At 64.4% G+C, this 19,479-nt stretch carries 17 protein-coding genes; 8 read left to right on the forward strand and 9 right to left on the reverse strand.

Annotation, left to right across the window (positions count from 1 at the left end; genetic code table 11):
* Window positions 1–106: 106 nt before the first annotated feature.
* Window positions 107–1,681 (reverse strand): HAMP domain-containing sensor histidine kinase, encoded by a 1,575-nt coding sequence (locus QFZ65_RS03260; protein WP_306908142.1) that lies wholly within the window; start codon window positions 1,679–1,681, stop codon window positions 107–109.
* A gap of 12 nt (window positions 1,682–1,693) precedes the next feature.
* On the reverse strand, window positions 1,694–2,359 hold the full coding sequence (locus QFZ65_RS03265) for a response regulator transcription factor (RefSeq protein ID WP_306908143.1): 666 nt from the start codon (window positions 2,357–2,359) through the stop codon (window positions 1,694–1,696).
* Between the two features lie 335 nt (window positions 2,360–2,694).
* Here QFZ65_RS03265 and QFZ65_RS03270 point away from each other — a divergent pair, with 335 nt between their 5' ends.
* The gene (locus QFZ65_RS03270) at window positions 2,695–2,928 is read left to right on the forward strand and encodes a hypothetical protein (protein ID WP_306908144.1); all 234 of its coding nucleotides are present in this window, start codon (window positions 2,695–2,697) and stop codon (window positions 2,926–2,928) included.
* Between the two features lie 64 nt (window positions 2,929–2,992).
* Here QFZ65_RS03270 and QFZ65_RS03275 read toward each other — a convergent pair whose 3' ends face one another.
* The 3 genes from QFZ65_RS03275 to QFZ65_RS03285 form a co-directional block, all read right to left on the reverse strand.
* Entirely contained in the window at window positions 2,993–4,102 is a 1,110-nt protein-coding gene (locus QFZ65_RS03275) for a hypothetical protein (RefSeq protein WP_306908145.1), read from the reverse strand.
* 9 nt (window positions 4,103–4,111) lie between these two features.
* Complete coding sequence (locus QFZ65_RS03280; protein ID WP_306908146.1) at window positions 4,112–4,921, reverse strand: SDR family oxidoreductase; 810 nt, start codon at window positions 4,919–4,921, stop codon at window positions 4,112–4,114.
* A 125-nt stretch (window positions 4,922–5,046) separates the two neighbouring features.
* The gene (locus QFZ65_RS03285) at window positions 5,047–5,295 is read right to left on the reverse strand and encodes a hypothetical protein (RefSeq protein ID WP_306908147.1); all 249 of its coding nucleotides are present in this window, start codon (window positions 5,293–5,295) and stop codon (window positions 5,047–5,049) included.
* A gap of 218 nt (window positions 5,296–5,513) precedes the next feature.
* Between QFZ65_RS03285 and QFZ65_RS03290 the strand changes: the two genes are divergently transcribed.
* The 3 genes from QFZ65_RS03290 to QFZ65_RS03300 all read left to right on the forward strand — a co-directional run bounded on the left by QFZ65_RS03290 (window position 5,514) and on the right by QFZ65_RS03300 (window position 11,888).
* A complete protein-coding gene (locus QFZ65_RS03290) occupies window positions 5,514–7,253 on the forward strand; it encodes an ABC transporter ATP-binding protein (RefSeq protein WP_306908148.1) in 1,740 nt (579 codons plus the stop codon).
* On the forward strand, window positions 7,250–9,253 hold the full coding sequence (locus QFZ65_RS03295) for an ABC transporter ATP-binding protein (RefSeq protein ID WP_306908149.1): 2,004 nt from the start codon (window positions 7,250–7,252) through the stop codon (window positions 9,251–9,253). The genes QFZ65_RS03290 and QFZ65_RS03295 overlap by 4 nt, the downstream gene beginning before the upstream one ends.
* A 490-nt stretch (window positions 9,254–9,743) precedes the next feature.
* Window positions 9,744–11,888: an AAA family ATPase gene (locus QFZ65_RS03300; RefSeq protein ID WP_306908150.1), complete on the forward strand. Its 2,145-nt coding sequence runs from the start codon at window positions 9,744–9,746 to the stop codon at window positions 11,886–11,888.
* 768 nt (window positions 11,889–12,656) lie between these two features.
* Here the strand turns inward: QFZ65_RS03300 and QFZ65_RS03305 are convergent.
* Window positions 12,657–13,355 (reverse strand): hypothetical protein, encoded by a 699-nt coding sequence (locus QFZ65_RS03305; RefSeq protein ID WP_306908151.1) that lies wholly within the window; start codon window positions 13,353–13,355, stop codon window positions 12,657–12,659.
* A 287-nt stretch (window positions 13,356–13,642) separates the two neighbouring features.
* On the reverse strand, window positions 13,643–13,945 hold the full coding sequence (locus QFZ65_RS03310) for a hypothetical protein (RefSeq protein WP_306908152.1): 303 nt from the start codon (window positions 13,943–13,945) through the stop codon (window positions 13,643–13,645).
* Between the two features lie 89 nt (window positions 13,946–14,034).
* Here QFZ65_RS03310 and QFZ65_RS03315 point away from each other — a divergent pair, with 89 nt between their 5' ends.
* The 4 genes from QFZ65_RS03315 (at window position 14,035) to QFZ65_RS03330 (ending at window position 17,826) form a co-directional block, all read left to right on the forward strand.
* Window positions 14,035–14,367, forward strand: coding sequence for a phosphotransferase (locus QFZ65_RS03315; RefSeq protein WP_373427558.1), 333 nt, complete (start codon window positions 14,035–14,037; stop codon window positions 14,365–14,367).
* 40 nt (window positions 14,368–14,407) lie between these two features.
* Entirely contained in the window at window positions 14,408–15,886 is a 1,479-nt protein-coding gene (locus QFZ65_RS03320) for an HNH endonuclease signature motif containing protein (protein WP_306908154.1), read from the forward strand.
* Window positions 15,887–16,070: 184 nt separating this feature from the next.
* The gene (locus QFZ65_RS03325; RefSeq protein WP_306912488.1) at window positions 16,071–16,409 is read left to right on the forward strand and encodes a hypothetical protein; all 339 of its coding nucleotides are present in this window, start codon (window positions 16,071–16,073) and stop codon (window positions 16,407–16,409) included.
* A 208-nt stretch (window positions 16,410–16,617) separates the two neighbouring features.
* Window positions 16,618–17,826, forward strand: coding sequence for an MFS transporter (locus QFZ65_RS03330; protein WP_306908155.1), 1,209 nt, complete (start codon window positions 16,618–16,620; stop codon window positions 17,824–17,826).
* A gap of 13 nt (window positions 17,827–17,839) precedes the next feature.
* Here the strand turns inward: QFZ65_RS03330 and QFZ65_RS03335 are convergent, their stop codons facing one another.
* On the reverse strand, window positions 17,840–18,568 hold the full coding sequence (locus tag QFZ65_RS03335; protein ID WP_306908156.1) for an LssY C-terminal domain-containing protein: 729 nt from the start codon (window positions 18,566–18,568) through the stop codon (window positions 17,840–17,842).
* Window positions 18,569–18,804: 236 nt separating this feature from the next.
* Window positions 18,805–19,440: a LysE family translocator gene (locus QFZ65_RS03340; RefSeq protein WP_306908157.1), complete on the reverse strand. Its 636-nt coding sequence runs from the start codon at window positions 19,438–19,440 to the stop codon at window positions 18,805–18,807.
* Window positions 19,441–19,479 lie beyond the last annotated feature (39 nt).

A 19,479-nucleotide genomic window follows, 5' to 3' on the forward strand; every position in this document is an offset into this window, starting at 1 on the left:
CTCCACGGTAATCCTCCCGGCTTTTCCTTAGCTACAGCTTGCGGCCGCAGCGTGAGGAACCGATGAGGAGAGGATTAATGATTCTTAATCAGCCGCCTGCGTGGGCTCAGAGCCGGGCTACGACGGATTGCAGCGGGATCCGGATGAGGAAGCGGGATCCGTGGCCGTATTCGGATTCGACGCCGGCCGTCCCGCCGTGCGCTTCGGCGATTGCCGAGACAATCGCCAGGCCCAGTCCGGATCCTTCGTTCCCGCGGCCGGGGTGCGCGCGGCCGAACCGCTCGAAGATCCGTTGTTGGTCTTCTGCGGCGATGCCGGTCCCGGTATCCCGCACCCACAGCACCAGCGTGTCAGCCTCCAACGGCAGGGCATCCGGCACCAACGGGTTGTCCGGACGCGCGGAGCCCCCCGGCGCCGTCGAGCATTCAAGTCGGCTGCCGAGGGCGATGGTGGAGGACGGCCCGGTGTATTTGACCGCGTTGGCAGCAAGTTGGACCAGGGCCTGGGTGAGCCGTTGGGGGTCCGCGTCCAGAACGGCATCGGCTGTCTCGTCAAGCTGCCAATGGCGGTCCGCCAGAACGTGGACTTTTTCCATCACCTGGTGCAGGAAGTCCGGGAACCGGACGGGCTGGTTCCTGAGGAAATCAGGCCGGCCGGCGTTGGCCAACAGGAGCAGGTCATCCACGAGCCGCTGCATCCGGTCCACTTCGTCGAGCAGCACCTCCCGCGTGGCCGTCACGTCGGCGGGATCGTCCACTGACACGAGTTCCAGATGCCCGCGGAGAATCGTCAGCGGGGTCCGCAGCTCATGACCGGCGTCGTCGAGGAACTTCTGCTGCTGCTGTGCGCCTTCGTCCAGCCGTTCGAGCATGGTGTTGAAGGTCTTCATGAGCAACGTTACGTCGTCGGCGCCCCGGCGGACTTCCACCCGCTGTGTCATGTCCTCGGGACCGAAATCCTGGGTGGCTTCGCGCAGCCGCCGCAACGGGTACAGCATCCTGCCGGCCACCGCGCCGCCGAAAATGGCTGCGGCGAGCAGCGTGGTAGTCGCCACGAGGACGTAGGTCTGGACCGAGGCCGCGAGGTGCTCCTTCACATCGTGGGTGTCCCGTCCGACCAACAGATACGTCACCGGTCCGGGCGGGCCTTTCACCGGCACCACGACCGCCCGGAAATGAAGCGTCTGGGCCGTGATCTCGCCGAAAGCTGCGTCGGGAGTGCCGGTCAGGGCCACGGCGCCACTGTACAGCTCTTCGGCGAGGAGGTTCTGGCCGGGGCTGCCATCCACGGTCCATTCGACCTTCCCTTCGGTGATGCCTGCCATGACCTCGTTGCTGCGCGGTTCGATGTCTTCCGCGGCCTCATGCAGCCCGTGCCTGAGGGTTTCCCGGTCGGACCGTTCCTGAGTCGGCACCAGCTTGACCACGGCATGGGCCTTGTCCAGGAGGGCCTGGTCCGTCCTCGCATCTGAGTCCTGGAACTGGACAGCGAAGGTGATGAGCCCCGCAACCACCAGCCCGGCGAACATCATGAGCAGCATGGCCGCCACCACGCGAAAGCGCACCGAATGCGCACGGGCGCTCCAGCCGGGCTGTTCCGGATTGCCGCCCGGCGGTGGAACCGGCTGTGTGGACCGCGCCGCCCTGGCGCTTTCCCGCAGCCGGGTCAAAGTTGCGGTCACGGTTTCTCCTTTCTAGGCCAGACGGTATCCGGCGCCCCGGGTGGTGAGGATCTGGTCTGCGCCCAGTTTCATCCGCAGCTGGCGCACGTACACGTCCACTACGTTGGAGGTGCCGTCAAAGTCGTAACCCCAGACGTGGCTGAGAAGTTGTTGCCGGCTCAGGACCTGCCCCGGGTGGAGCAGGAACATCTCGGCCAGAGCAAACTCGCGGGCTGAGAGCTCCACGGTCTTGTCCCCGATGCTTATGGTGCGGGTATGGAGGTTCAGTTCCAGTCCGCCATAACGGAGGACATTGCCGGCAGGCGGGTCTCCGTTGTCGCCTGGCCGGAGCCGGGCCCTGATGCGGGCCACCAGTTCCTCGAAGCGGAACGGCTTGACCATGTAGTCGTTGGCTCCGCCCTCCAAGGCGGCCACGGTGTCCGCGGCCGAGCCGCGGGCGGTCAGGAAAATGACCGGGATTCCCACTTGGGCCTGCCGCAGTATGGAAAGGACCGTGAAGCCGTCCAGCCGGGGAAGCCCGACGTCGAGCAGCAAGAGGTCGAATTCGCCACTGGACGCGTAGTCCACGGCTTTGATTCCGTCCGCAACGACCGTGGGGGCGAAACCGGCCGCCCGCAGCCCCTTCTCAATGAACCGGGAGATACGTTCTTCGTCTTCGGCGATGAGTATGCGGATCAAGGTGGCCCCCTGGAAAAGCCCGGAGCCGGAAGGCCGGCAAAGCGCATGCTGCGCTGCCGGTATCCCCGGGTCTCTCAGGCCTACTCCAAAACTGCGGCGTCTCCTGCACGTGAGCTGGGAGGTGTCCGAGGCCCCAGCAGCCTCGAGGCGCCCGCGTGGCGGGCGCGGAGCGGACATCGGTGGTGTCCGTGTACAAGCTTTCCCGGGTCCGTCATGTGCGCGTTGGACCCGGTTCCCTTATCTTGCCCCTAGATTGATGCCTGCACCACCCTGCGCGGCAGGCTTTTCCAAGGAAAACCGCAGGTGTGATGCTCCGCCGCCGGTTACCATGCGCTATGGAAACGGCGGAGCAGACGTACCGGTCGGCGGAACGGGAGTACGCGTTGCAGCAAGCGCCGGGCAGGCCCGTCATTGTCCTCCGGCCCGTGCCGGTGACAGTGAGGGCCGTCAGCGGGAATGCGATCGCCTATACCGTCACCCACGTGCTGGTGGAACGGGACGCCGGCGAGGAATACAGTCTCAGGTGGGAAGCCAGCTGGCAGGTAAAGCGGCTGGCGAAGGTTTCGTAAAACGGCACGGCTCAACCCCGTCGGCGAAGACCTTCTTTCTGCCGCCGAGGAGGATCCCTCAGTTCTATGACCCGCGCAGCCGTCTTTCGTCGAGGACGGCGAGGACCAGGGAGAAGCGGCCCCGCAGCGGCGTCGAGGCGAAACGGAGCCAGCGGGCGTCCGAGTAGGCGTGGAACCGGTCCGGACTCACGTGCAATTCGTGGGCAGTGGCCAGCACCTGCGTGTGTGCCGTCCGGTAGCGTTCGGGTGTCATGCGGTTTTCCCGCAGGCGAAGCTCCAGGAAGACGTCCATGCTGGCCATGTCGAGGGCGGCCTCGGCCCGGGCCGTTCCATCGAAGTCCAGCAATCCCAGCGGGGATTGGCCGCCCGTGGCGATGATTTGCTTGTCGTGAAGGCCTCCGTGGGCCCAGACGAGCGGGTCCGGCGTGGTCCCCTGCAGCTCTGCGGTGACGCGCTCCGCTGCTGCCCGTATGGCATCACGCCGGGATGACAACGCCGGGTTGTTTTCGTTGTGCTGCAGCCAGAGGTCAACTGACCGCCACACTTTTCGGGCTTCAAGCGCGGTTGAATGGACCGGAAGGCTCGCAAGAACGTTCCGCGAGGCGGGGCCGCCGGTGCCGCCCACCTGCGCCACCCAGGCACGCGACCACTTCTCCCACGCGGCGGCGAAAGACTCATCGTCTGAAGTGGAGTCGATGTCGAACAGGGTAGGTCCGGGGATGGCGCTGAAATCGACGACGTCTTGGGGCCTCTGAGCCAGAACCCGGGGGGTGGTCAACGTGCCGGCGTCGAGCAGGACGCCCAGTTGCGCGCAGCGCTCGGCGGCTGCGGCAGCGCGGCCGGGCCGGAAAATCTTGATGTAACGGCCCTCCGCCCGGACCACGGCGCGGTCGTAGGGCCGATATGTGATGAGCTCCCCCTGCTCCGCTTCCGCCCGCAGGCCGGGCAGCTTTGGATCATCCGGCGGGATGAGGCTGAAGTGCCCTTGCCGTAGCCGGGCGCCCCGCACGCCGCGCCGTCCTGGCGTAAAGACCTCCAGCACGTAGTCTCCCGGCGTCCTGTGGGGCCACGCCCGCCGGACCTCCCACGCGGTGCCCGCACTATCGTGGGCGGACAAGGGGACCGGGGAGGTCCAGTCCGTATCGTCGCTGCCGCCTACGATTTCCCTTGCCACCTGCGCGGTCTAACCCTTCCGCCAATCGTGCCCCGTGATGTGCGAGCCGGCCTGCGGCCCCATCTGCAGCATGCCGCCGTCCACAGCCCAGGTGGCGCCGGTGACATAGCTGGAGGCCGGGGAGGCCAGGAACGCGATGACGGCCGCCACCTCCCGGGCATCTCCCGGACGGCCGAGGGGGACACCCGGTCGGTCTGTCTGGGTGGGGTCCTGGTCCGTCTGTCCGGTCATGGGAGTGGCAATCTCCCCGGGGGCGACGTTGTTTGCGGTGATGCCGTGCTCGGCGAGTTCCAGGGCCATGGTCTTGACCAGCCCGCCCAGGCCGTGCTTGGACGCGTCGTAGGCTGAGGAGCCCACCCGCGGCTGGAGTTCGTGGACGCTGGTGACGGCAATGAGGCGTCCGCCCCGCCCCTGCTTGACCATGCGCCGGGCCGCTGCCTGCAGGCAGACGAACGCGCCGTTGAGGTTGGTGTCGAGGGTCTGCATCCAGGTCTCGAAGTCCAGGTCCAGGAAGGCCACGTTGTCGCCCGTGCCGGCGTTATTGACGAACACGTCCACACCGCCCAGCTCCTCCGCGAGCGCGTCAATGGCAGCCGCGGCTCCACGGACATCGGTGGTGTCCAGGCGGCGGACCACGGCCTGGCGCCCCAGGCTGCGGACCTCGTCCGCCGTTGCTTCGGCGCCTTCCTGATCGGAATGCCAGGTGATGCCGACGTCGAGTCCGGCGTTGGCCAGCGCCACAGCCGTGGCGCGGCCTATGCCGGAGTCCGAGCCCGTGACGATCGCTGTGGCAGGCGAGAAGCTGGTGGTGTCTTCCATCGTGCAGCCTTTCGTGTTGGTGGTCCCGAACCGGGAAACGCCTTCACGTTAGGGGCGTTGGCCGCAGCAGGCAAGAGGCAGTGCGGACGCATCCAGGAGCCTCACCTGCCGAACGGCGCGCACGGTCAGTGCGGAACCAGCCGTTCGCGGCCCGGGCCGCCGTGCAGGCGGGCGGTAGGAGTACGGATCTCCCGCGCCAGGAACCGGTACAGATCCACCGTCAAGACCTTGATCACGAGAACCGCGAGCGTGACCGAGCCGGCCAAGAGCAGCAGCAGGCCGATGCCGATAATCAGGGGCAGGTACAAGAGGAAAACGCCAACAACTGCCGCGATGTAGCCGCCGGCGTAGGCAATAAGAGTGCCTTGATCCATCGGAATCCTTCCGAAAAGCACGGGTTTCGGCGGGGGTGAACGGGCCGATAGATGTTTATAGCACCGGCCATCCGGACCCGCAAGAGGCCGCAAAATGGACACCGTGGACCGCCATGACACTCCGAGGATCACGGCTGGCTGCCAGCCAGCCGTTTGACCACGTGCGGACGTAGACTGGCGTTCGAATCACTGTGTGGGACATGTGGCTGGGAGTCCGGATGCTCTGGAAACTGCTCGTCGAATACCTGCGGCCGCAGCGGCGGCTGCTTCTCGCCGTCGTCGTCTTCCAGCTGGCGCAGTCCATCGCCTCGCTGTACCTGCCCACCCTGAACGCGGACATCATTGATGAGGGAGTGGCGAAGGGGAACACGGCGTACATCCTGGGAACCGGCGGCGTGATGCTGCTGGTCACCCTGCTGCAGATCGCCTGCACCATCGCCGCGGTGTACTTCGGTGCGAAGGCCGCCATGGGGATGGGCCGGGACCTGCGCGGCTCAATCTTCAGCCGGGTGGCGGAGTTTTCCGAGCAGGAGGTCACCCGCTTCGGCGCCCCCAGCCTGATCACCCGGTCCACCAATGACGTCCAGCAGATCCAGCAGCTGGTGCTGATGGCCGCCACCATGATGGTCGCGGCGCCCATGCTCAGCATCGGCGGGGTGATCATGGCCATCCGCCAGGACCCGCAGCTGTCCTGGCTGATCGCCGTCAGCGTGCCCGTACTGCTGGCCGGGATCGGGGTGATCATCACCCGGATGGTCCCGCTGTTCCGGATGATGCAGACCCGGATAGACACCGTGAACAGGGTGTTGCGCGAGCAGCTCACCGGTATCCGGGTGGTCCGCGCCTTCGTCCGGGAGGACATCGAGACCGGGCGCTTCGGGCGGGCCAACGCGGATGTCACGGACACTGCCCTGCGCGCCGGCCGCCTGATGGCGCTCGCGTTCCCGGTGGTGATGCTGGTGCTGAACGTCTCGAGCGTGGCGGTGATCTGGTTCGGGGCGTTCCGGATCGAGGACGGCTCGATGCAGGTGGGCACCCTCATCGCGTTCCTGAGTTACCTCATGCAGATCCTGATGTCCGTCATGATGGCCACCTTCATGGCTATCATGATCCCGCGCGCCTCGGTCTCGGCTGACCGGATCGGTGAGGTGCTGCGCACCGAATCCAGCGTCAGGCCGCCCGAGCATGCGGTCCGGTTCCCGGCGGGAACCCGCCGCGGCGAGCTGGAGATGCACGGCGTCGGCTTTGCCTACCCCGGCGCCGAGGCCCCGGTCCTGAGCGGCATCAGTTTCACCGCCCGCGCGGGGCAGACGACGGCGATCATCGGCAGCACCGGCTCCGGCAAGACCACCCTGGTGAACCTGATGCCGCGGCTCTTCGACGCTACGGCCGGGTCGGTCCGGATTGACGGCGTGGACGTGCGCGAGCTGCATCCGGACCTGCTCTGGGGGCACATCGGGCTGGTCCCGCAACGGCCCTACCTTTTCTCCGGCACGGTCCGCAGCAACTTGCTCTACGGCAAACCGGACGCCTCCGAGGAGGAGCTCTGGCAGGCGCTCAACATTGCCCAGGCAGAGGACTTTGTCCGCGACATGGAGGGCGGGCTGGACGCGCCCATTTCCCAGGGCGGCACCAACGTCTCCGGCGGGCAGCGGCAGCGGATCGCGATTGCCCGGGCGCTGGTGAAACGGCCGGAGCTCTACATCTTTGATGATTCGTTCTCCTCGCTGGACACGGCCACGGACGCCCGGCTCCGGCAGGCCCTCAAGCAGCACACCGCCGGCGCCACGCTGGTGATCATCGCCCAGCGGGTCTCGAGCATCCTCGACGCGGAGCAGATCCTGGTGCTCGACGACGGCCGGATCGTCGGGCGGGGCACGCACGAGGAGCTGCTGCAGACGTCTGCGACGTACCAGGAGATCGTGAACTCGCAGCTCGCGGCGGAGGAGGCGGCATGAGCACCACGGATAAGGCGACGCCGCCGGCCGCCCCCGCCGCGGCCCAGACCCCGGCACGGATTCCGCGGCCCGCCGGCGGACCCGGCCGCGGCGGACCCTTTGCGGGGATGAACATCCCGGCGGAGAAGGCGATGAACTTCGGCCCGTCGGCGAGGCGGCTGCTGGGGCAGCTGCGCCCGGAGCGGCAGTGGCTGGCGCTGGTCCTGGTGCTCGCGGTCGGGAGTGTGGCGTTATCGGTGATCGGGCCGCGGCTCCTCGGCGAAGGCACCAACCTGATCTTCGCCGGCGTCGTGTCCAAGGAACTGCCGCCGGGGGTGAGCAAGGCGGAGCTGCTCGCCCAGCTGCGCGCCGCGGGGGAGGACCAAAAGGCGGACATGCTCAGCGCCATGGCCCTGACGCCCGGCACCGGCATCGACTTCACCGCACTGTCCTCCGTACTGCTCTGGGCGCTGGCGCTGTATGTGCTGGCGTCCGCGTTCGGGTGGGTCCAGGCATACATCCTCAACGGCGTCGTGCAACGCACCGTTTACCGCCTGCGCGAGCGGATCGAGGCGAAGATCAACAGCCTGCCGCTGCGGTACTTCGACTCGGTCCAGCGCGGCGAGCTGCTCAGCCGGGTGACCAACGACGTCGACAACATCTCGCAGAGCCTGCAGCAGTCCATCAGCCAGGCCGTCACGTCACTGCTGACCGTGGCGGGCGTGCTGCTGATGATGGTTCTCCTCTCGCCCACGCTGGCGGTCATTGCGCTGGTAACCATTCCCCTGACGCTCGCGACGACGGCGGTGATCGCCAAGCGCTCGCAGAAGCTGTTCGTGGCGCAGTGGAAGCATACCGGCGAGCTGAACGCGCAGATCGAGGAGACCTACACCGGGCACGCGCTGGTGAAGGTTTTCGGCCGGCAGCCGGAAGTGGAGGAACGGTTCCGGCAGAAGAACGCCGAGCTGTACGGGGCGAGCTTCGGCGCGCAGTTCATCTCCGGGCTCATCATGCCGGCCATGACGTTCATCGGGAACCTGGTCTATGTGGGGATCGCCGTAGTGGGCGGGCTGCAGGTCGCATCGGGGGCGATGCAGCTGGGCGATGTGCAGGCGTTCATCCAGTACTCGCGGCAGTTCACCCAGCCGCTGGCGCAGCTCGGGGCGATGGCGAACCTGCTGCAGTCCGGCGTGGCGTCGGCCGAGCGGGTGTTCGAGCTGCTGGACACGGAGGAGCAGTCACCGGATCCCGTTCCGTCCGTGGCGCCGTCCGGCGGGCGCGGGCGGCTGGTGTTCGTGGACGTGTCGTTCTCCTACTCGCCGGACAAGCCGCTGATTTCGGACCTGAGCCTTGTGGCCGAGCCGGGGCAGACGGTGGCGATTGTCGGGCCGACCGGCGCAGGGAAGACCACGCTGGTGAACCTGATGATGCGCTTCTACGAGCTGGACGCCGGGCGGATCACGCTCGACGGCGTGGACGTCGCCGCGATGTCCCGGCACGAGCTGCGCTCGCGGATGGGCATGGTGCTGCAGGACACCTGGCTGTTCGGCGGGACCATCCGGGACAACATTGCCTACGGCCGGCCGTCCGCCACGGAAGCGGAGATCCTGGAGGCGGCGCAGGCGACGTACGTGGACCGGTTCGTGCGGTCCCTGCCGGACGGCTATGACACCGTGCTCGACGACGAGGCCTCCAACGTCTCCGCGGGGGAGAAGCAGCTGCTCACCATCGCCCGGGCGTTCCTGGCCCGCCCGTCGGTGCTGATCCTGGACGAGGCCACCAGTTCCGTGGACACCCGCACCGAGGTGCTGGTGCAGAAGGCGATGAGCGCGCTGCGGTCGGATCGGACGTCGTTTGTCATTGCCCACCGGCTCTCCACCATCCGCGACGCCGACCTCATCCTGGTGATGGAGAACGGCCAGATCGTGGAGCAGGGGACGCATGCGGAACTGCTGGCCGCCGGCGGGGCATACGCCGCGCTGTACGCGGCCCAGTTCGTGGCTCCGGTGGCGGAGGTTTAGGGCCGCTGCTGGTACAAGCGAAGAGGCCCGCAGCTCGGCTGCACGACTGGGCGGCGCACTGAACGATGAGCTCGTGTAGTGCGGTTCGTGCGAAGGGGCCGTCTTCGCGTGAATGGCGTTCGAGTCCCCGTGCAGGGTCGACGTTTTCAATGTGCGGACACCGTTCTCGTCCGCAGCTGCGAAGTTCAACTCCATACCGCAACTGCAAGGGCGGGGCAATGGTTCGCCCTACCGGGCCGTTCTTCGACACAACCGACATGCATCGGCACTTCGCTGTTCCTGTCCGAGGGTTGTTGCACAATCTACTAGATGGGCCTTCTGCTGAGGGTAACAACTACATGGGGATAACGTGCTTCGGCGAATAGAAAATATCAAGAACGTAGGGCTCTTTAGTGACGCAAGTGCTGCTAGTCACAAACTGCAGCAAGTGACTCTTGTGTATGCAGGGAACGGCAGAGGAAAATCTACTCTCACGAGTGTTTTGCGATCCGTGGGTACTGGCGACTCGTCACTCGTTAGCGAGCGCCAGACGATCGATACCACAAAGAACCCTGAGGTTGGGCTGCAATTTGAGTCTGGCCATCCGGTAAAATACTCAAACGGATCATGGAGCGAACGGCGCTCTGAAATTCAGCTCTTTGACACGACGTTCATCGAACAGAATGTCTATTCGGGAGCCGAAATTACTGCGGAGCATCGCAAGAACCTCTTGGACTTCGCCATAGGTGACAACGCAGTGCAAAGTCGCAAGAAAGAGGAGGTCGCAGTTGCGTGCCAGCAATCTGCAACTGCTTCCATCAAGAGTCTAACTCTACAACTCACGCCCTACCTTAAAGGAATGCATCTGCCTGTGTTCAGGTCCTTGAAGGCTCCTCTTGATGCAGCCCTGCAGCGGAAGGATCTCGAGGGGCGGCGGGCGAACGCAATGCGTGCGGGAGCAATTACATCTCAAACCCTTCCCGATAACCTAAGTATACCCGCCTTGAACATTGACGAAATCTTTGAAGTTCTGAACCTTACGCTTGATGATATTCACGCCGAAGCCGAAGAGCTTGTTTCCGCTCACATCCACACACTTAGAGGCGAAAATGTTAGTGAATGGCTAAGCCACGGTAAAGAGCTTGATGATCAAACTCATTGTCCCTATTGCGGACAGTCAACTAAAGACGTGCCGCTAATCAAAATGTATCAGACGCATTTCAATGCATCCTATCTTGTCCTTAAAGAGCGCGTCGCCCATGCGTCACATGATATAGCGACGGGCACTTCTGTTGCCATCGTTGAACAGCTGGTAGAGCAGCGAAATCGCGCAAATGAGCGTCTTGTTGCCTGGAAGCCTTATGTCGACATCGAGGAACTGGCATCTGAACCGGATGAACTAGCAGTGGCAACGCTGCTAAATTTGCAGGACCTTTTGGTTGGTCTTATATCCAAAAAGTCCTTGGCGCCCACAGACCTGCTTGGAGATGAAGGAGAACGAGCAGAAGCAGTTCGGTTGTGGGAGCAATTTACGGCGATCTACTCCGATCAGAATGAACTGATTCAATCCTGTCTGCAGCAGATTGAGGGGTACAAGGGAGATCTCGAGAATGAAGATATTTCCCAACTTGATGCTGAATTGGCTCGCTTGGACCTTGCAGAAACGCGATTTTCGAAGCCGGTCGTAGATCTCTTCAATGAGCTACGGGACGCGGAAGCTTCATTGAAAGAGGCTGAAGCCGCCAAGCGAGCTGCACGGGAAGATCTTACAGCTGTGATGACGCAAACCCTGACGCAGTACCGTATTGACATCAACAAGCACCTGGCCAACCTTGGGGCTGCATTTGCAATTGATGAGATAAAGACCAACTTCCTCGGTGGAGCACCAAGGACTGACTATGGAATCACGTTGCGCGGTAAGTCGGTCAAACTGGCGGGCGGCAAACCGACCTTTGCAACAGCGCTCAGCGAAGGCGACAAGAGGACGCTCGCCTTTGCGTTCTTCATGGCATCGATGTTGGCGGCACCGGACTTGCAGAATCGAGTAGTTGTCATTGACGATCCAGTGAGTAGCCTCGACCGCTCAAGGAGGGCCTACACAACTGGACTGTTGGTTGAGTTGTCTGCAAAATGCGCCCAGCTCATTTTGCTTGCACATGACCCTAGCTTTCTTCGTGAAACTCAAAGTGCGATCAGGAAAATCAAACCTACCCCGCCAGGTATGATTACCCTTCAAATTCGGCGTGTAACGAGTGCTTATTCCAACTTTAGTGCGGTTGATCTGGACCGTGAGTGCGAGACTCCCTTTTACACCAACTATCGTGTTGTGGACGAGTACGTAGATGGAAAGCATGCCGATGTCCGAGGTGCCGCGACTGCCTTGAGGCCACTATTAGAGGGACACCTTCACCGTCGGTTCCCCGGAAAGCTGCCCAGCGACTTGACTTTGGGGCTCGTGCTGAACGAGATAGATTCGGCGGTCAGCCCGAGTCCTCTGGTATGTCTTCAGCCACAGATCAAGGAGCTTCGGGAATTGAACGCTTTTGCGGGTAAGTTCCATCACGACACAAATCCTGGCTTTCACGCTGAATTACCTGACCCAGATGCGGTAGTAGCGTTCGGACGGCGCACCCTCACCGTGCTGCACGGAGGTTAGGAGCGGCCAGCGGGGGCGCGCGCTGGCCGTCCTTGGCTATCTCAGGAGGGAACGACAGCGGGCGTCGAGCTGTCGTTCCCCCCTACAGTTGGACCATCGCGGGAGCAGCCGGAAACCCAGCTTGCCGCGCCGGTAGAGCCCGGGCTGGAAATCGGACAGCGGCCTCCGGCTTGTGAATCCCTAGCCGGAGTCGCTTCCGTACGGGACTTGAACGTTGCTTCTGCGGGGGAGGCGCCCCCGGAGTTCAGCTCGGCCCTTGGTGACAGCTGTCAACCGAACACCGCCTGCCCGTTTCGCCACGTCTCAAGTCACGCTGTCCCAACTGCTATCCTCGTCGACCCACTCAAAGGTTGGGAGGGCGATTTAGCCCTGAGCAAGGGCGGGCGACTGATCTTCCGCTGTCGATATAGCAGAGGCCGAATCCGACCTGGCTGGAACAATAGCCACTTGCGTGCCCGCGTGGCGACCGCCCGCGGTTGCCCTCCAACCGCGGGCATAGAGGACATCGACCGAGAGCCGGCGAGCCGTTCAGCCTGGACCCACCCCCCGTCGGAGAGATGCAGAGCCGGGAACCGCCGCGGCAACACGGTGCCCACCGGGGAGCGTCCGGCTGCGCACAAACGGATTAGGCCAAGCCAATATCCACCAGTCCTCCGCTCGCAACAGATAGTGCTGACGACTGCGGGACCAGTGCTCTGGCGTGCGAGATCAATGCCCGAGGCCACTTAGTTGCGGCCCAAAAGCAGGGAGCAGTCAAGCGATTTGCTGCTAGCGCGCCCAGCCCCGTGGGATGGATCTGAGGAATTCATGAGAAATCTGGCGAACAGAGGCAGGAACCGGGCTGCTGAAAGGAGTCTCGTCTCCCGCCCCGACCGCTACCCACCCGGATGAGTTGGCCCGAGAGAGCCGGTGGTATGCCTCGTGAATCTCCGGATCCACATGTGCACCGCCATCCTGATTGCTGAGCGCGAGGACGAGATCGCGTCGTGAAAAGTCCGTTCGAAAACCATCACGGATGACCGTCATTGTCCACCACTCTTCAAACGGTAGACGCCTTCCGGCAGCTGGCTCTTGGCTCAGGCCGAAGGCCGTCGGCCTGTTAAGCCTGGTCCGGTGAGAATAGTCGTCGAGCACCGGCAAATATGAAGGGGCTGTGCGGCCTTCGTTGTCGATCACGGTGACTCTCTGCACTGTAAGGTTCGTGGTTGACGCCAGATTCGTGTCCAGCAGTTGCCCAGCAGTGTCGAGGAAAGGGATCTGCGATTTGACCCCGAGCTGCTCAAGGAGCGAGTGGCTCGACCTGGTGTCGTGAAGCAGCACTCGGATAGCCGTCGCTGCAAGTTTTGCGTAGGCGGACTTGCCCTTGTCGAACTCAGAGCAGGCAGTGCTCAGAAAACCGAGCTGTTCGGCTAGGTGAGCACGCAACTCGTCGTGTGTCTGTGGAATGCGCATGATGAATTCTGACACGTGCGTCTGCAAGCGCTTGCCCCGCCCTCTACCCGGCCGGGTCGCGCCGGTCGCGATCCCTGGCATGGATGTTCGGCTTCAGCCGGACCCTCCTGCCCCAGCTCGAGCGGGCGCTGATTGCTGGCCACGACGTCGTCCTGCTCGAAGGGGACACGGCAAGACCGCAGTCCGGCGGATCGGAGAGCGCGAGCTGCATCAGAGTCTGTCGAATCCAGGCTGGATGCGATTCTTCTGGGCCGGGGTTCAGCATGCGCTCCGTTCTGCTGCTCGGCATCTCAGACCTGCGCTCAGGGGAGCGCGTACACACGGCGGGCGTTGTCGTGGGCGATGGGTTGCACGATCTTGCGGCCGTCCGCTTCTGAACAGTCTTCGTCGTCGATCCATTCGCCGACCACCTTGGTGATCGCGTTGCGCTTCAGTCGCGCTCCGAGGTAGAGAAGTTCGGCCGGGCCGAGCGCGTCGGAGGAGTACAGGATCTTCGTGAAGGGAGCCAGTTCGAACGAGCGGGCCACCAGATCCCGGGTTCGTGACCCGGTGAAGTTCAAAGCCAGGCCCACCTCCATGTAGACGTTTTCATAGGCGTGGGCCAATAGCCAGCCTCGCGCTCGGACGGATAGCAGTGGAGCATCATGATGGGTGTGTCCCGGATTCCCCCGCCAGAGCCTGGCATGGTGTGGCGATGATGATCCACGGGGACCTCCACCCTGGCAACATCCTGCGGGCAGACGACGGCGCTCTCGCCGGCGTGATCGATTTGGGCGACGTCGGGGCTGGCGATCCGGCGGTCGATCTTGCCGTGGGGTGGCTGATGTTCGACGCCGGCACTCGCCACCGCTTCATGGGCGCCTTTGGCTCCGCAGTTGAAGGCGACACCTGGATGAGTGCCCGCGGGTGGGCTCTCATCCTGTCCACCGCCATGATGAGCAACTCCGACGATAATCCGCGGATGTTCACCGTAGGAAAGTTTGGGATCAGACAGATCCTGGATGAAGGCCTTCGCCTCCAACTCTGAGGCCTGCTTTATTGTCAGGGGCTCCTGTCATGCTGTGGGTATGGAAGGCAGAGCAGCTGCGGAGACGTTGGAGGCCATAGAGGCCTCCCTTGCCAGGTTGTCTGCATTTGCGGCCCGGGGAGCCGCGAATGCGCCTTCGACTCGCGTTGACCCTCTTCGGGACGAAGCGGATGCGTGCCTCGACGGTATGGCTGAGGTGGCCAGCATGGAATCCAAGCTGGCCGCGCTGAAAGTGCACTTCGCCGCCCGATATGCCCGCGTTGCCGCCGCCATGGCGGACCCAGCCGCCTCCCCGCAGGAGCGCACCGCCCAGGAAATGGCGGTGACAGCAGAGGTGGCCTGTGCCCTAACCGTGAGCGAACGATCGGCGGCCGCCCTCCTAGCGGAGTCAGCCACCCTGACCACCGGGTTGCCCCTGACTCTGTCTGCGCTGCAGGCGGGAACCATGTCATGGCAACACGCGCGGGTGATGATTGAGGAAACGTCTGGTCTGGACCCCGCCGGGACGGCTGCTCTGGAGGCTCATTTCCTGGATCCAGAAGCTCCCTCTGCCGCGCGTGGCTGCCCGGCGGGTGAGCTGGTGCCGGGCAGGTTCCGGGCCAAAGCGCGCAAATGGCGTGAGCTGCACCATCCCGTAAGTATCGAAACGCGCCACCGCAGGGGTGCAGAGGACCGCCGGCTGGAATTCGTGCCGGACCGGGACGGCATGGCCTGGATCTCGGCCTATCTGCCTGCTGATGTCGCGGTGGCTGCATGGTCCCGAGTCACGGAGGCGGCGCGTGCCCTGCAGGGGCCGAATGAACCCCGGACCCTGACCCAGCTCCGTGCGGACGTCGCCGCTGACTGGCTGGTGGCGGGGGTGGCGGAAGGAACTCCCTCACCCAAGGCGCAGGTCCTGGTGACCGTGCCGGTGCTGTCTCTTTTGGGCGCTGGGACGGAACCGGCCACGCTGGACGGGTATGGTCCCGTTCCGCCGAGCATCGCGCGCCGGCTCGTGGGGGATGGCGCCGGATCGTTCCTGCGTGTGCTGACCGACCCGCGCAGCGGAGCGCCGCTGGAGATCGGGCGCACGAGCTACCGGGTTCCGAAGGCGATGCGCCAATGGTTGCGGCTTCGGGACGGCCGGTGCCCTTTTCCGGGCTGCAACAACCATTCCCTGGATAACGAAGCGGATCATCTGTTGGCGTGGTCCGGGGGAGGCGGGACCGGCATCACGAACCTGGGCCAGCCATGCCGGCGGCACCACCGGCTCAGACACACCACAGCATGGAGGCCGGTTGACGCGACCCGGGACCAGCCACCCGGTTGGATCTCGCCTGCGGGACGCTCCTATCCCAGCGAACAACAAGACTGGGAACCACCGCACTGGCCGCAGCACCTCGGCCACGCAGACGAAAGCCGCGAGTTGGAACCGCCCGACTGGCTCGACGAATTTGCCGGCGCCGTCGGAACCGGAGAGACCGGGCAGCCATTGCCTGTGGATCCCTTTCCTGAGTGGGAACTGTTCATCGCGGCGTAGGATCGGCGCTCCATGTTCCTGCCAATGGCTTCGCCCTCCATCACCTTCCTGCTCAGCTGACGGCGCGGGAGACGGCTTCGCTCAAACGCAAGCGGACGAGCTGCACGATCAGGCGGGCGTCCGCCTCGGGGCAGTCGTCGTGCCAACCGTAGTTCCCCATGCCAGACTTTCAGCCATGGAGCCCATGGATTGTCTGGTCATTTACGTCCCCACCGCAGCCGCGCCCGCTGTCCGGCAGGCCATTGGCGACGCCGGGGCGGGCAGTTTGGGCAATTACTCGCACTGCTCGTTCAGTCTTGAAGGCACCGGGCGGTTTACGCCGCTGCCGGGCGCGAACCCGACGGTCGGCGTCGTCAATTCGCCCGAGGAGGTGCCGGAAACCCGGATTGAGGCCGTTTATCCGCGCTCCCAGCGCAACGCCATCGTCGCTGCCGCACTGTCGGTGCACCCGTACGAGACGCCTGCCTTTATGACCTTCCCTATCGATGCCAGCCTGCCGGACGGCACGGGCACCGAAACCTAGCGGCTGTTCGCCATTGCCCCCGGGTACGCGGCGCAGTTCGTGGCGCCGGTGGCGGAGGCTTAGGAGTCCGGCGCCATCGTTGGACCGGCTGGCGCGGAATTGCAACCAGCCCGGCATAAGGTGGGTCTGCCGGCAAGTTGAAGAGCCCGGGCCGGAAATTGCCTGACGGCTCGCGCCCCCGATCTCCCGAAGGATGGAAGAACACACCATGTCCGCTGCCACCACCCGGAACGCGCCGGACCGCACCGCCAGGATCGGGTTCGCCTTCATCGGCGTTCTGCTCATCGCAGTTAACCTTCGGGTGTCCTTCGTCAGCGTGGGCCCGGTACTTGCCAACATCAGCAGCGACCTTGCATTATCGAGCGCCGCAGCAGGGTTCCTCACAGGCCTTCCGCTCATTGCCTTCGCTCTCTTCTCACCCGTGGCGCCCGGCTTCGCAACCCGTCTGGGGCTCGACCGCGCACTGTGGATCTCCCTGCTGATCCTCGCCTCCGGCATTGTGCTTCGCTCCTTGCCTTTGCCGGGCTTCCTTTGGGCGGGCACCGCACTTATCGGCCTGGCTATCGCATTCCTCAATGTCTTAGTGCCCTCCCTTGTAAAGCGGGACTTTCCGATGCGGGTCAGCCAGATCACCGGAAGCTACACCGCAACACAGGCTGCCTTCGCCGCAATCGGCGCCGGCGTCGTCGTTCCCGTGGCAGAAACGTCCCCGTCGGGATGGCGCCTTGCCCTCGGAATCTGGGTGGGGCTGGCTCTGATCGCCATGGCGGTGCTCCTGCCGTGGCTGCGCCGGCACAAGTCAGGCACAGCGCGCGCCGCCACGGCGGAGGTTTCCTACCGGTCGCCATGGACGTCCGCCCTGGGCTGGCAGGTGACCATCTTCATGGGACTACAATCGATCGCCTTCTACGTCTTGATGGCATGGCTGCCCACCATCGAACAAAGCCAGGGTATTCCCGCCACCACTGCGGGCATCCACCTGTCCTTATTCCTGCTCATCAGCGTGTTCGCCAGCCTTGCCGCAGGAGGAATCCTTCACCGCGGTTCGGACCAGCGGCTTGTATCTTTCACGAGCAGCGGGCTCATGTTCGTGACGTTTCTCGGGCTGGCACTTGCGCCGGACCTCGTATTGCTGTGGGTCCTACTCGGGGCAGTGGGGTGCGGGAGCAGCATTGTCATCGCCCTGTCCCTGTTCAGCCTCCGGACCACGAACTACCCGCAGGCAGCGTCATTGTCCGGTATGGCACAATCCGTCGGCTACGGCCTAGCTGCAGTGGGGCCGGTAATGTTCGGCGCCCTCCGCGATGCAAGCGGAAGCTGGACGCTTCCGCTCCTGGTTACCGCGGCCATAATGGCGGTTCTCGCCGTCACCGGGGTTCTTGCCGGGCGTGACCGGGTCATCAGCGGTCCATCGTGACGTAAGTTCCCTCTCAGGGTCCGGGAAATGCCCGGGCGTCCGGGCGGGGCTGGCCAAGGGAAATGATGGGGAGATCACCGTCTGTTTCGATGGCATCCCCGCCTCCGTTGCGGCTGTGATACCCGGTGGAAAAGTGCCGCACCACGTGTACGGCCGCTCCCGCCTCGCGCAGGACGCCGACAATGAGATCCCGTTCCTCATCCGTATCACGGGCAATCTTGTGGGTGATCTGGAAGGTGAACAGCGAGAGGCCTACCCTGCGGTCGAATGTCGCCGCGCCCACCATGTCCACATCGAATCCGCCCGGCAATTTCCAATCAGGAGGGCAGATCCAAAACCGGACGTGATGGCGTTGGGCGGGGCTGCCGGCCACTTCCCGCTCGAATGCGAGATCCTGCCTTTGCTGGAACACGAACAGCGGGCTGACCGGAGCGCCGGGATAGCTCCTGTGCAGCAACGCGGCGCGGACGATGTGCCAGCTGCTCCGGAGCGTCACGGGATCCGGTTCGCTCCATCCCGCCGACACCATTGACGACCGCAGCTGCTCCGGTGTCCCGACTACCGCGAGGTTGATGGGGTCCCCGAGCAAGCCGTCGGACGTGGTGGTCCTGCCGATGAAGTAGCTGGGAACGTAGATCCGGGCCAGCACCCTGTTGAGTCGCGGCAGCAGAACGTAGGAGGCCAGAACCCAGATGACCAGGAAAGGCCAAAGCTGGCGTCCGCCGTCGTCGATCTCTGCCAAAGCCAGCTGATAGACCACCCAGCCGACCAGAAGCGTCAGGACAAAGAAGAATCGCCCGCTGAGCCCACAAGAGGAAGGTCTCCGTCACGCTGGCCGACGGCGGACGCGGCAGCTTCATGTTCTCCGTCGGACCCGCGCTGTTCCTGTCGGTCATGGTCACATTATGCGCGCGAAGGCCCGCCGTGGTGCTCTAGCGGCGCTGCGGGAGAAGACGCAGCCGCCCGCCGAACCGAAAGTCAGGAGCTGGCGCTCGATGCCAGAACGCCCAGGCCGAGTGCGGCGATGATGCCGCTGCTGCCGCGTTCGAGCACGCTGCTCACCCGTGGGCGCTGCAGCCAGGCCATGGCCTTCGCTGCCGCGACGGCGACCGCCACCAGGTAGAGGAAACCGATGACGCTTTCGATGGCTCCCAGCACCATGGCCGTGTCCAGGGTGTTGCCACCGTGCGGAATGAACTGCGGTACGACGGCCAGGTAGAACAGGCCGACCTTGGGGTTGAGCAGCGTGGAGAGCGCACCGGCCCCAAACCCTGCCTTCCGGCTGTAGCTGCGGCGTGGGGAGTGCTTGGACGCTGGAGAAGTCGTGGTGCGGCGGGCCCGGATCAGCGACGAGATTCCCAAGTACAGCAGGTACAACCCGCCGGCGACCTTCAGCCAGCGGAACACTTCCGCGGACTCCTCCAGCACAGCGGCGAGCCCAACGCCCACCAGTGCGGCCCAGACCAGGGACGCCACCGCCGAGCCGAATGCCGCGGCGATGCCGGCCCCCGCGCTCTGCAGCGAGATCCGCAGCACCAGGAAGGTGTCCGGGCCGGGGGTGACGGAGAGCAGCAGGCATAGCCCGGCGAAGGCGAACAGAGTCACGGCAGTCATGGGCCCATTGTCCGGGTGCCCGCTCCCCGGTTGCAATCC

It is taken from the genome of Arthrobacter sp. B3I9 (genome assembly GCF_030816935.1).
GTDB lineage: Bacteria > Actinomycetota > Actinomycetes > Actinomycetales > Micrococcaceae > Arthrobacter.

Excerpts from the sequence above, each read along its gene's own strand:
- QFZ65_RS03295 (WP_306908149.1), top strand. The coding sequence starts at position 7,250 with ATGAGCACCACGGATAAGGCGACGCCGCCGGCCGCCCCCGCCGCGGCC.
- QFZ65_RS03325 (WP_306912488.1), top strand. The coding sequence starts at position 16,071 with ATGGATTGTCTGGTCATTTACGTCCCCACCGCAGCCGCGCCCGCTGTC.
- QFZ65_RS03340 (WP_306908157.1), bottom strand. The coding sequence starts at position 19,440 with ATGACTGCCGTGACTCTGTTCGCCTTCGCCGGGCTATGCCTGCTGCTC.
- QFZ65_RS03330 (WP_306908155.1), top strand. The coding sequence starts at position 16,618 with ATGTCCGCTGCCACCACCCGGAACGCGCCGGACCGCACCGCCAGGATC.
- QFZ65_RS03285 (WP_306908147.1), bottom strand. The coding sequence starts at position 5,295 with ATGGATCAAGGCACTCTTATTGCCTACGCCGGCGGCTACATCGCGGCA.
- QFZ65_RS03270 (WP_306908144.1), top strand. The coding sequence starts at position 2,695 with ATGGAAACGGCGGAGCAGACGTACCGGTCGGCGGAACGGGAGTACGCG.
- QFZ65_RS03320 (WP_306908154.1), top strand. The coding sequence starts at position 14,408 with ATGGAAGGCAGAGCAGCTGCGGAGACGTTGGAGGCCATAGAGGCCTCC.
- QFZ65_RS03280 (WP_306908146.1), bottom strand. The coding sequence starts at position 4,921 with ATGGAAGACACCACCAGCTTCTCGCCTGCCACAGCGATCGTCACGGGC.
- QFZ65_RS03290 (WP_306908148.1), top strand. The coding sequence starts at position 5,514 with ATGCTCTGGAAACTGCTCGTCGAATACCTGCGGCCGCAGCGGCGGCTG.
- QFZ65_RS03315 (WP_373427558.1), top strand. The coding sequence starts at position 14,035 with ATGATGATCCACGGGGACCTCCACCCTGGCAACATCCTGCGGGCAGAC.